A 12,249-nucleotide genomic window follows, 5' to 3' on the forward strand; every position below is an offset into this window, starting at 1 on the left:
TTGCGATCCCGCTCGCCTATAGTCGCCAAATCGGCGCATTTTGGGGCTAAACGACAATAACTTCGCGCCGATGCCAGTCAACTTTCGCGGGGCATCTGCAATGAGCGACACCCATCACACCGTGCCGGAGGGCGCCTCGCCGGGGCAGCGGCAAGGTACACAAGACGCGCAAACCGCACGAGGCAGCGGCTTTTCGCTGACCGAAGACTGGCTCGCCGCGGGTGTCGGCCTGCTCGTGATCGTGATCGCGTGGGCGCTGTTCGCGTCGGGCAGCAGCATCAAGTGGCTCGCGGTCGCGCCGGCCAAATGGTCGAGCGTCGCGCAGGCCGCGCAGGACATCGGCAAGCATCTACCCAACTACTTCGCGCTATTCGCGACATTCGCGGTGCTGTTCGGCGCGAGCGTCGCCCTGCTCCGGCAGCGCGTCGGCGCGTTTCTCGCCGCGTTCGTCGTGGTGTTCGTCGCTTCCGCGCTGATTCTGACGCTCGGCGCATGGGTCGACGCGTCTAGGTACAACCTCGAGCCGCCGCTCGTCGCGCTCGCGCTCGGGCTGCTCGTGTCGAACCTGTTCACGCTGCCGGAGTGGCTCGCGGCCGGGCTGCGCGTCGAGTTTTACATCAAGGTCGGTATCGTGCTGCTCGGCGCGACGCTGCCGTTCACGCTGCTCGTGTGGGCCGGTCCGGTCGCGGTCGTCCAGGCGAGCATCGTGTCATTGATGACGTTCTTCGTGATCTTTCTCGTTGCGCGAGCATTCGGACTCGATCGACGCTTTGCCGCCGTGCTCGGTGTCGGCGGCGCGGTGTGCGGCGTGTCGGCGGCGATCGCGATTGCCGGCGCGGTACGGGCGAAACGCGAGCAGGCGTCGGTCGCGATCACGCTGGTCGTGCTGTGGGCGATCGTGATGATCTTCGTGCTGCCGTTCGCGGCGCGCTCGCTCGGACTGCCGACGGCCGTCGCCGGCGCCTGGATCGGCACCTCCGAATTCGCCGACGCCGCGGGCATCGCCGCCGCCCAGGCCTACGGCGATTTCGCGCGCCACGCAGGCGGCGCGATCGCCGGCGCGCCGGAAGCGTCGTTGCAGGCCTTCACGCTGATGAAGGTGGTCGGCCGCGACATCTGGATCGGCATCTGGGCGTTCGTGCTCGCAATCGTCGCGACGACGCGCTGGGAAGCGCAGGACAGCGGCGTCGCCGCGCGCGCGAATGCCGGTGAGATCTGGGCGCGTTTCCCCAAGTTCGTGATCGGCTTCGTGATCGCGTCGGCGTTGGTCACGTGGATCGCGAGCCATTATTCACTCGCCGATTACCGTAAGGTCGTCACGCCGGAGTTCGTCGCGCCGATCACGGTGCTGCGCACGTGGGCGTTCACCTTCTGCTTCCTGAGCATCGGTCTGACGACGCGCTTGCGCTCGCTTGCCGCGACCGGTCTGAAGCCGTTCCTCGCGTTCACGGCGGGCGTGGTGGTCAATATCGCGATCGGTTACGCGCTGTCCGCACACGTGTTCGCGTCGTACTGGAACAGCCTCGGATAACGCCGTGAAGATTCCGATGGATCGTGGCGCCGGCGCTGCGCCATACGTAGGCGCCGTAGAGCGCAGCTGCGCGGCGGACGCGCCCTGCTGCGCCGCATGCCGGCATCGCGTGAGCGAACGGGATGCGCTCGAGCAGCGTATCCCAGGGCTGGCCGTGTTCAGTTCAGGGTTCGGCGCGAGCGTCGCCGATAGCCGGCTGTGTGGTCTGCATGACCAGTTGGTATCGCCCGGCGATGTCTGTGCGCGGTTCGAGCCGGTTGCGCCGTCGCTCCGGCCGCGCTGATCCAACAGCGATCTTCAGGCGCAAATCCCCGCGTCAATCCAGTCGCGAATCCCCACATTCGCGCGCATCCGGCTTCATGAGCCGTTGCGCGCTCTCTCCTGATCTCAGTCGTTCAGCGCGTTTCGCGTATCGCCCGCCGATCCACGCGAGGCCGCGCTCGCACGCTTGCGCTCCTCTTCGCGCCGATTCGAGCCCCGTGTCGCGCCTCGAATGAAAAACACCGCACAGGCCGCGCACAGCGCCCAGATGCCCAGTATTACCAGCCACTTTTCCATTACACCAACCCTCGAGAACCCCGTTTATCTTTTCTGCGTGCCCTGAAACCAACGTTTCGGGCCGTCCGTCTTCGTGCTTCTGTATATCGGCGCGCGAAGTCGTTTGATAAGGCTTATTTCAAAAAGAATCACGCCAGGGAAAGTACCGATCGAAAACACCCCGGTTCGACTGTCGGTCACCGTCCGGAAACCCATGTTCCATAAGGCTTCCGACGGGGTGCAACCAACCTGCCGATTTGGTTGCACCTTTTTATTTGGAGGCGTACGATTCGCCCAACTTTTAGTCTTTCGCCAGGCTCGCGCCCGATATCAGAGAAGGAAACATGGCTAGCACCACCCTTGGCGTCAAGGTCGACGACCTCCTGCGTTCCCGGCTCAAAGATGCCGCCACCCGCCTCGAGCGCACCCCGCACTGGTTGATCAAGCAGGCGATTTTCGCCTACCTCGAAAAGATCGAGCACGGCCAGTTGCCGCCCGAACTGTCAGGCGCGACCGGCACGGCCGATCTCGCCGACGGCGCGGCGGTCGAGAACGAGGAAGACGGCGCATCCCATCCGTTTCTCGATTTTGCGCAGAACGTGCAACCGCAGTCGGTGCTGCGCGCGGCGATCACCGCCGCGTATCGCCGCCCTGAACCCGAGTGCGTGCCGTTCCTGCTCGGCCAGGCGCGTCTGCCGGCCAACCTCGCCGGCGACGTGCAGGCGATGGCCGGCAAGCTCGTCGAAACGCTGCGCTCGAAGAGCAAGGGCGGCGGCGTGGAAGGGCTGATCCACGAATTTTCGCTGTCGAGCCAGGAAGGCGTCGCACTGATGTGCCTCGCCGAGGCGCTGCTGCGCATCCCCGACCGCGCGACCCGCGACGCGCTGATCCGCGACAAGATCAGCAAGGGCGACTGGAAATCGCACGTCGGCCAGGCGCCGTCGCTGTTCGTCAACGCGGCGACCTGGGGCCTGATGATCACCGGCAAGCTGGTGACGACCAATAGCGAGACGAGCCTGTCGTCGGCGCTCACGCGCCTGATCGGCAAGGGCGGCGAGCCGCTGATCCGCAAGGGCGTCGACATGGCGATGCGCCTGATGGGCGAGCAGTTCGTGACGGGCGAGAACATTTCCGAAGCGCTCGCGAACAGCCGCAAGTACGAGGCGCGCGGTTTCCGCTATTCATACGACATGCTCGGCGAAGCGGCCACCACCGAGGCCGACGCGCAGCGCTACTACGCGTCGTACGAGCAGGCGATCCACGCGATCGGCAAGGCCGCGGGCGGCCGCGGCATCTACGAGGGCCCCGGCATCTCCATCAAGCTGTCGGCGCTGCATCCGCGCTACTCGCGCGCGCAGCAGGAACGCACGATGAGCGAGCTGCTGCCGCGCGTGCGTTCGCTCGCGATCCTCGCGCGCCGCTACGACATCGGCCTCAATATCGACGCCGAAGAAGCCGACCGCCTCGAACTCTCGCTCGACCTGCTCGAAGCGCTGTGCTTCGATCCTGAGCTGCAAGGCTGGAACGGCATCGGCTTCGTCGTGCAGGCGTATCAGAAGCGCTGCCCGTTCGTGATCGACTACCTGATCGATCTGGCGCGCCGCAGCCGTCACCGTGTCATGGTGCGGCTCGTGAAGGGCGCGTACTGGGATACGGAAATCAAGCGCGCGCAGGTCGACGGCCTCGAAGGCTATCCGGTCTACACGCGCAAGGTCTACACCGACGTGTCGTACCTCGCCTGCGCGAAGAAACTGCTCGGCGCGCCCGATGCCGTCTATCCGCAGTTCGCGACGCACAACGCGCACACGCTGTCGGTGATCTATCAGCTCGCAGGCAACAACTACTACCCCGGCCAGTACGAGTTCCAGTGCCTGCACGGCATGGGCGAGCAGCTCTACGAAGAAGTCACCGGCCGCGACAAGCTGAACCGCCCGTGCCGCGTGTACGCACCGGTCGGTACGCATGAGACGCTGCTCGCGTACCTCGTGCGCCGGCTGCTCGAGAACGGTGCGAACACGTCGTTCGTGAACCGCATCGCCGACGAATCCGTCGCGATCAAGGAGCTGGTCGCCGATCCGGTCGAGGAAGCGTCGAGAATCGTGCCGCTCGGCGCGCCGCACGCGCGCATTCCGCTGCCGCGCAATCTGTATGGCGCGGAGCGGCTCAATTCGATGGGCTTCGATCTGTCGAACGAGCATCGGCTCGCGTCGCTGTCGTCGGCGCTGCTCGCGAGCGCGCATCATCCGTGGCGCGCCGCGCCGATGCTCGAAGACAACCAGATTGCCGTCGGCGCCGGGCACGACGTGCGCAACCCGGCCGACCATCGTGATCTCGTCGGCACGGTCGTCGAAGCGACGGCGGAGCACGTGAGCGCCGCGCTCGGCCATGCGGTGGCCGCCGCGCCGATCTGGCAGGCGACGCCGGTCGAGGCGCGCGCGGATTGCCTCGCGCGTGCCGCGGATCTGCTCGAAGCGCAGATGCATACGCTGATGGGCCTCGTGGTGCGCGAAGCGGGCAAATCGCTCGCCAACGCGGTCGCGGAAATCCGCGAAGCGATCGACTTCCTGCGCTACTACTCGACGCAGATCCGCGACGAGTTTTCGAACGACACGCATCGGCCGCTCGGTCCGGTGGTCTGTATCAGCCCGTGGAATTTCCCGCTGGCGATTTTCATGGGCCAGGTGGCCGCCGCGCTCGCGGCCGGCAACACGGTGCTCGCGAAACCGGCCGAGCAGACGCCGCTGATCGCAGCTCAGGCGGTGCGAATTCTGCGCGAAGCGGGCGTGCCGGCGGGCGCGGTGCAACTGCTGCCGGGCAATGGCGAGACGGTCGGAGCCGCGCTGGTCGCCGATCCGCGCACGCGTGCGGTGATGTTTACCGGCTCGACCGAAGTCGCGCGTCTGATCAACAAGACGCTGTCCGGCCGACTCGATCCGGATGGCAAGCCGATTCCGCTGATCGCCGAAACCGGCGGCCAGAACGCGATGATCGTCGACTCGTCGGCGCTCGCCGAGCAGGTCGTCGCCGACGTGCTGCAGTCGTCTTTCGACTCCGCCGGTCAACGGTGTTCGGCGTTGCGCGTTCTTTGTCTGCAGGACGATGTCGCGGACCGCACGCTCGAAATGCTGACGGGCGCGATGCGCGAGCTCGCGCTCGGCAACCCGGATCGGCTGTCGACCGACGTCGGCCCGGTGATCGACCTGGACGCGAAGCGCGGCATCGACGCCCACATCGCGGCGATGCGCGACAAGGGCCGCAAGGTCGAGCAACTGCCGCTGCCGGAGGGCGCGACGCAGGGTACTTTCGTGCCGCCGACGCTGATCGAGCTCGACAGCATCGACGAGCTGAAGCGCGAAGTGTTCGGTCCGGTGCTGCACGTGGTGCGCTATCGCCGCAGCCAGCTCGACAAGCTGCTCGAACAGATTCGCGCGACGGGTTACGGTTTGACGCTCGGCATCCACACGCGCATCGACGAAACGATCGCGCACGTGATCAGCCGCGCACACGTAGGCAACATCTACGTGAACCGCAACGTGATCGGCGCGGTGGTCGGCGTGCAACCGTTCGGTGGCGAAGGACTGTCGGGTACGGGGCCGAAGGCCGGCGGTGCGTTATATCTGCAGCGTCTGCTCGCAACGCGTCCGGCTGGTTTGCCGAAGTCGCTCGCGCAGGCGCTGGTGGTCGAAGTACCGCAGGCGGCGCAGGCGGCAGAACAGGGCGACAATCCGGCGGCCGCGCTGAGCGCGTTGCGCGACTGGCTGATCGCCGAGCGCGAGCCGCAGCTTGCCGCGCGTTGCGACGGCTATCTGTCGCATGTGCCGGCGGGCGCGACCGCGGTACTGTCGGGGCCGACCGGCGAGCGCAATACGTACACGCTGGGCCCGCGCGGCACGGTGCTGTGTATCGCGTCGACGGCGAGCGGCGCGCGCGTGCAGTTCGCGGCGGCGCTGGCTACGGGAAATCGTGCGTTGTTCGAGGGCGCGGCCGGTGAACAATTGGTTTCGCAATTGCCGGCGTCGCTGAAGGCCCACGCGAGCGTGAAGAAGAGCGCCGACGCGCCGTTCGACGCCGTGCTGTTCGAAGGCGACAGCGATGAGCTGCTCGCGCTCGTGAAGGAGGTCGCGAAGCGCGCGGGGCCGATCGTGTCGGTGCAGGGCGTCGCGGCCCGTGCGCTCGCGAGCGGCGACGAGGACTATGCGCTCGAGCGTCTGCTCACCGAGCGCTCGGTCAGCGTGAATACCGCGGCGGCAGGCGGCAATGCGAATTTGATGACGATCGGTTGAGCGAACCTCGGCGATTTATTCGATAGAAAGGAAGCGGGACGGCGACCCCGACACCGCTTCATCCACACCTGGTACCAAGGAGAAGCTATGCAACACAAAATGAAACAGCTGGCAGGCGCAGCTCTGGTTGCCGCCATGTCGCTGGCGGGGACGGCCAACGCTCAATCGACGGAAGACGTGAAGATCGGTTTCGCCGGTCCGATGACGGGCGCACAGGCGCACTATGGCAAGGACTTCCAGAACGGCATCACGCTCGCGGTCGAAGAGTTCAACGCGACGAAGCCGGTGATCGGCGGCAAGCAGGTTCGCATCGTGCTCGACTCGGCCGACGACCAGGCCGACCCGCGCACCGGCACGACGGTCGCGCAAAAGCTCGTGGATGACGGCATCAAGGGCATGCTGGGCCACTTCAACTCGGGCACGACGATTCCGGCCTCGCGCATCTACGCGAACGCGGGCATTCCGCAGATCGCGATGGCGACGGCGCCGGAATACACGCAGCAGGGCTTCAAGACCACCTTCCGCATGATGACGTCCGACACGCAGCAAGGCTCGGTCGCTGGCACGTTCGCGGTGAAGAACCTCGGCATGAAGAAGATCGCGATCGTCGACGATCGCACCGCTTACGGCCAGGGTCTTGCGGATCAGTTCGAGAAGGCTGCGAAGGCGGCAGGCGCGACGATCGTCGATCGCGAATACACGAACGACAAGGCCGTCGACTTCAAGTCGATCCTGACCAAGCTGAAGTCGTCGAACCCGGATCTGATCTATTACGGCGGCGCGGATTCGCAAGCAGCACCGATGGTCAAGCAGATGAAGCAGCTCGGCGTGAAGGCGCCGCTGATGGGCGGCGAAATGGTCCACACGCCGACCTTCATCAAGCTCGCCGGCGATGCGGCGAACGGCACGGTGGCTTCGCTCGCCGGTCTGCCGCTCGAAGAAATGCCGGGCGGCAAGGCATACGTCGAGAAGTACAAGGCGCGCTTCAACGAAGACGTGCAAACGTACTCGCCGTACGCGTTCGATGGCGCGATGGCGATGTTCACCGCGATGAAGAACGCGAACTCGACCGATCCTGCCAGGTACCTGCCGGTGCTCGCCAAGACGTCGAAGCCGGCCGTGACGTCGGCCAACCTCGCGTACGACGCGCGCGGCGATCTGAAGAACGGTGGTATCACGCTGTACAAGGTCGTCGATGGCAAGTGGACGACGCTGCAAAGCGTGGGCGGCAAGTAAGTTTTTTGCTGACTACGGTTGATAGAAAACCCCGCTCTGGCGGGGTTTTTTATGGGCGGCGCATTCGACACGCTGTCAGGCCACGCGGCGATTTTCACTGCCCGCGCATCTTCCTCCCCTGCTCACGAATCATCTCGAGCGTCGCCGCGGGCGTGCTCGCTTCCTGCGGCATGCGAATTTCGATCACGGCCGGCAGCTGCGATTCGATCGCGCGTTGCAACGCCGGCAGAAAATCCCCGGTACGTTCAACGGTTTCGCCATGCGCGCCGAACGATCGCGCGAATGCCGCGAAGTCCGGATTCGTGAGGCCGGTGCCATGCACGCGATGCGGATAGTGTCGCTCCTGATGCATGCGGATCGTCCCGAATTGGCTGTTGTTGACGACGATGAACAGTACGCGCAGGTCGTACTGCATCGCTGTCGCGAGCTCCTGCGCGGCCATCATGAAGCAGCCGTCGCCGGCGAGCGCGACCACCGCGCGCTGTGGATACAGCGACTTTGCCGCGAGCGCCGCCGGCACGCCGTAGCCCATCGCGCCGCTCGTCGGCGCGAGCTGAGAACGGAAGTGCCGATACGAGAAATGCCGATGCAGCCACGTCGCGTAATTGCCCGCGCCGTTCGTGAGGATCGCGTCGTCGGGCAAGTGGGCGCGTAACTGCTGGATCACTTCGCCCATCTGCACATCGCCGGGAATTGGGCGCGGCTTGCGCCAATCCAGATACGCGCGATGCGCTTCCTCAGCGGCACCCGCCCAGGCGAGCCTGCCGGACGACGACGGTTGCAGTTCCGCAAGCATCGCCGCAAGCTCAGGCATGCCCGAGACGATCGGCAGATCGGCCGCATATACGCGGCCCAGTTCTTCCGCGCCCTGATGCACGTGCACGAGCGTCTGCTTCGTCTTCGGGATGTCGAGCAGTGTGTAGCCGTTGGTCGTCGCTTCGCCGAGGCGCGGACCGAGCGCGAGCAGCAAGTCCGCGTCGCGAATGCGCTGAGCGAGCGCCGGATTGATGCCGAGACCGACGTCGCCCGCGTAGTTCGGATGCTCGTTGTCGAAGGTGTCCTGGAAGCGGAACGCGAGGCCAATCGGCAACTGCCAGTTTTCGATGAAACGCCGCAGGTCCGCGCATGCGGCCGCTGTCCAGCCGCTGCCGCCGGCGATCACCATCGGCCGTTGCGCGCCTTCGAGCAACTCGCGCAGCTTCGCGATCTGCGCGGCCGATGGCGACGCCGCCACGCGGTGATAAGCGGGTGCGCCAGGTACCGCGTCGCAGGCGTTGCTCAGCACGTCTTCGGGCAGCGCCAGCACGACCGGCCCGGGCCTCCCCGAGGTGGCCGTATGAAACGCATGGCTCAGATATTCGGGGATGCGCTTCGGGTCGTCGATCTGCGCGACCCACTTCGCCATCTGACCGAACATGCGCCGGTAGTCGATCTCCTGAAAGGCCTCGCGATCGAGATGTTCGCGCGCGCACTGACCGATCAGCAGAATCATCGGCGTGGAGTCCTGAAACGCAGTATGAACGCCGATCGACGCATGCGTCGCGCCCGGCCCGCGCGTGACGAGTGCGACACCCGGGCGGCCGGTCAGCTTGCCGAGCGCTTCGGCCATGTTCGCGGCCGCGGCTTCGTGACGGCAGACGATCGTCTGGATGCGCCCGGTTTCGTCGTGCAGCGAATCGAGCACGGCGAGAAAGCTTTCGCCGGGGACGCAGAACACGCGCTCGACGCCGTGTGTGAGCAATGCCTCGACGACGAGGCGCGCGCCGGTCGTGCGTGCGGTATGGGAAGCGATAACGGAATTGGAAGCGGGAGCATTCGGCAGCGACATTGCGAAGAAGCCTCCTGGCAGTGCGTGGGTGCGTTGGGATGGAGCCGCATCGGCGGAACGTGCAACAGCGGCCGATGGGCGCTTCGACAGCTTACGCCGAGGATGTGGGCGCTGTCATGGCGCAGCGCAACTGTTCGATCGGCGTGCGTGCAACACGATCGCGCAAATGAAAACGCGAGCCGCAGGGCCCGCGCTTTTCCGATGCGATCGCACGCAATTGAATGCCGCGCTCAGCGACTCAACACTCGACGATATTTACCGCGAGGCCGCCGCGCGACGTTTCCTTGTACTTGGTCTTCATGTCCGCGCCGGTTTCGCGCATCGTCTTGATCACCGAATCGAGCGACACGTAGTGGCTGCCGTCACCGCGCAACGCCATGCGTGCGGCATTGACCGCCTTCACCGATGCCATCGCATTGCGCTCGATGCACGGAATCTGCACCATGCCGCCGACCGGATCGCAGGTGAGCCCGAGGTTGTGCTCCATGCCGATTTCCGCGGCGTTCTCGACCTGCTTCGGCGTGCCGCCCATCACGGCGGCCAGCGCGCCCGCGGCCATCGAGCATGCGACGCCGACTTCACCCTGACAGCCCACCTCCGCACCGGAGATCGACGCATTCAGCTTGTACAGGATGCCGATCGCGGCGGCCGTCATCAGGAAGTCGATCACGCCCTGCTCGTTCGCGCCCGGCATGAAGCGCGTGTAGTAATGCAGCACCGCCGGAATGATGCCGGCCGCGCCATTGGTCGGCGCGGTGACGACGCGCCCGCCCGCCGCGTTCTCTTCGTTGACGGCGATTGCGTACAGGTTGATCCAGTCGACCATGGACAGCGGATCCTGCAACGCGCGCTCAGGGTTGCCCGTCAACGCGCGATACAGCTGCGGCGCGCGCCGCTTCACCTGGAAAGGTCCGGGCAAGTGACCATCGGCATCGGGATTGTTGATGCCGCATCCGCGCGCGACGCATGATTGCATCACGTCCCAGATCTTCAGCAGACCCGCGCGCGTTTCTTCCTCGCTGTGCCAGACGCGCTCGTTTTCCCACATCAGCTGCGCGATGCTCTTGCCGCTCGCCGCACACAGCGCGAGCAATTCGTTGCCGGTACGGAACGAATGCGGAAGCTGATCGACGGCGCTCAACACCTTCGTGTTCGGCGCGCCGGCCGTCACGACGAAGCCGCCGCCGACCGACAGATAGGTCGACTCGCGCAGCGTTGCCCCTTGCGCATCGAAGGCGAACAGCTTCAGGCCGTTCGGATGCTCGGGCAGCGCCTGACGATAAAACGCGATGTGCTCTTTCTGCACGAAGGGCACCTCGTGCGTGCCGAGCAGCGCGAGTTGGCGCGACGTGCGCACTGCTTCGAGCCGTTGCGCGATCGTCTCGGGATCGACGGTGTCGGGCGCGTCGCCCATCAGGCCCAGCATGACGCCGCGATCGGTGCCGTGGCCCTTGCCGGTCGCGCCGAGCGAGCCGTACAGCTCCGCCTTCACCGATGCGGTGGAAGCGAGCAGCCCGTCGCGCTCGAGTCCCTGGACGAACATCAGCGCCGCGCGCATCGGCCCGACCGTGTGCGAGCTCGACGGACCAATGCCGATTTTGAAGAGATCGAAGACGCTGACTGCCATGTACTGCTCCCTGCCTATAGATAAAGAGTTTAGCGCGCCGGCAGCGGCAAGCACACGGCGAGCCACGCGGGCGGCGTCGGTGCGAGCTGCAGCGCGACTGGCGTAAAGCGTCCGTCGAGACGGGCCGCCAGGTGAAACAGTTCCGTCGCGTTCTTCGGATCCCACGGACCCGAATAGCCGGGCAAGCCGGCCTCGCGACGTTTTGCATCGAACGCGACGTTCGAATGCACGAATTCCTCATGCGTCTGAGCGCCGGTAGCAAACGGCACGAGCCAATTCAGCGCGGCGAGCAGCGTCGCGCCGTTCGCGCCCTTTTCTTGCAGCCAGTTGCGGTTGTGGCGGCGCGCGGCGAGCGCGGCCGTCACCAGCGGTTGCAGATCGTAGGTCACGTAGTGCAGCGCATCGCGCTCGCCGAAGTCGATCGTCGAGCCGTCCGGGGCGATGTTGTCGCCGATATGCTCGACGAACAGCCGCTGCGCGGCGTTGATCATCTTGCGGTTGTCGAGCGTGAATGCCGCCATCGCGATCAGCTTGATGCGGTGGCTTTGCCAATTGTTGCGGAACGTGCCCGTGAGCGGCCGCGGCTGCGCGTCGATCTGCGCGATGTAGCCGTTCGCGAGCTTCGTCAGAAAGGCCATCGCCGCGTTGCGCGTTTTGACGGGCAACGCGCTCGCGGTCATGTCGTACGCGAGGATCAGACCTTCGAAACGCGTTTCGTCGATCGGATCGAAGCTCGGCTGATAGGTCGTGACCCACGCGTACAGCAGACGGTCGACGAGCTTCAGGAAGCGGTCGTCGCTGGTCGCGCGCCACGCGAGCGCGGCGTCGCGCAGCAGGTCGAGATCCTTCTCCGCTTCGACGCTCTGATCGTAGATGCCCTCGTGCGGCAGCGTGCCCTCGGTGTGCAATTTGGCGAGCGCATGCGGCTGCTCGTTCAGATGGGCCTGCACGTTGGCGACGAGCGCCTTGACGCCGGGGTCGGCATTGGTGCGCTCGCTCGTTTGCAGCGCCGGCGCCGCGCAGAAATTCATCGCGGCCTGCGCCGCGCGCAGCGGCAGCAACGCGGCCGCTGCGGCCAACAGTACCGCGTAAGCGGGCCGCCACGGACGGACGCCTGCCGCCTCGGCCCGGCTTTGCATCAATCGCACCTTTCGCGCCATGCGAAACTCCTCGTTAGGCTGATTCGGTGTGTGATGTTAGCCGGTTG

Annotated in this window: 8 protein-coding genes; 4 read left to right on the plus strand and 4 right to left on the minus strand. The window is 65.7% G+C overall.

Going from position 1 to position 12,249, the window contains the following annotated elements; genetic code table 11:
- The first annotated feature begins 100 nt into the window (after positions 1–100).
- Positions 101–1,531 carry a YeiH family protein gene (locus OKW35_RS09525; RefSeq protein WP_429551758.1) on the plus strand — a complete coding sequence of 477 codons (1,431 nt, stop codon included), beginning with the start codon at positions 101–103 and terminating at the stop codon, positions 1,529–1,531.
- 109 nt (positions 1,532–1,640) lie between these two features.
- Positions 1,641–1,814, plus strand: coding sequence for a hypothetical protein (locus OKW35_RS09530; RefSeq protein WP_429551759.1), 174 nt, complete (start codon positions 1,641–1,643; stop codon positions 1,812–1,814).
- Between the two features lie 104 nt (positions 1,815–1,918).
- Here OKW35_RS09530 and OKW35_RS09535 read toward each other — a convergent pair whose 3' ends face one another.
- Complete coding sequence (locus tag OKW35_RS09535; RefSeq protein WP_429335503.1) at positions 1,919–2,089, minus strand: hypothetical protein; 171 nt, start codon at positions 2,087–2,089, stop codon at positions 1,919–1,921.
- A 323-nt stretch (positions 2,090–2,412) separates the two neighbouring features.
- On the opposite strand from OKW35_RS09535, the gene putA reads away from it, so the two are divergent.
- Both putA and OKW35_RS09545 read left to right on the plus strand, forming a co-directional pair.
- A complete protein-coding gene (gene putA / locus OKW35_RS09540) occupies positions 2,413–6,351 on the plus strand; it encodes a trifunctional transcriptional regulator/proline dehydrogenase/L-glutamate gamma-semialdehyde dehydrogenase (protein ID WP_429551760.1) in 3,939 nt (1,312 codons plus the stop codon).
- 87 nt (positions 6,352–6,438) lie between these two features.
- Positions 6,439–7,587: a branched-chain amino acid ABC transporter substrate-binding protein gene (locus OKW35_RS09545; RefSeq protein ID WP_429551761.1), complete on the plus strand. Its 1,149-nt coding sequence runs from the start codon at positions 6,439–6,441 to the stop codon at positions 7,585–7,587.
- Positions 7,588–7,681: 94 nt separating this feature from the next.
- Here the strand turns inward: OKW35_RS09545 and OKW35_RS09550 are convergent, their stop codons facing one another.
- The 3 genes from OKW35_RS09550 to OKW35_RS09560 all read right to left on the minus strand — a co-directional run bounded on the left by OKW35_RS09550 (position 7,682) and on the right by OKW35_RS09560 (position 12,202).
- On the minus strand, positions 7,682–9,415 hold the full coding sequence (locus OKW35_RS09550; protein ID WP_429551762.1) for a thiamine pyrophosphate-binding protein: 1,734 nt from the start codon (positions 9,413–9,415) through the stop codon (positions 7,682–7,684).
- A 238-nt stretch (positions 9,416–9,653) separates the two neighbouring features.
- Complete coding sequence (locus tag OKW35_RS09555) at positions 9,654–11,042, minus strand: L-serine ammonia-lyase (RefSeq protein WP_090802417.1); 1,389 nt, start codon at positions 11,040–11,042, stop codon at positions 9,654–9,656.
- Positions 11,043–11,071: 29 nt separating this feature from the next.
- Entirely contained in the window at positions 11,072–12,202 is a 1,131-nt protein-coding gene (locus OKW35_RS09560; RefSeq protein WP_429551763.1) for an alginate lyase family protein, read from the minus strand.
- Positions 12,203–12,249: the final 47 nt, after the last annotated feature.

This window comes from Paraburkholderia sp. MM5477-R1 (genome assembly GCF_050436385.1).
Taxonomy (GTDB): domain Bacteria; phylum Pseudomonadota; class Gammaproteobacteria; order Burkholderiales; family Burkholderiaceae; genus Paraburkholderia; species Paraburkholderia tuberum.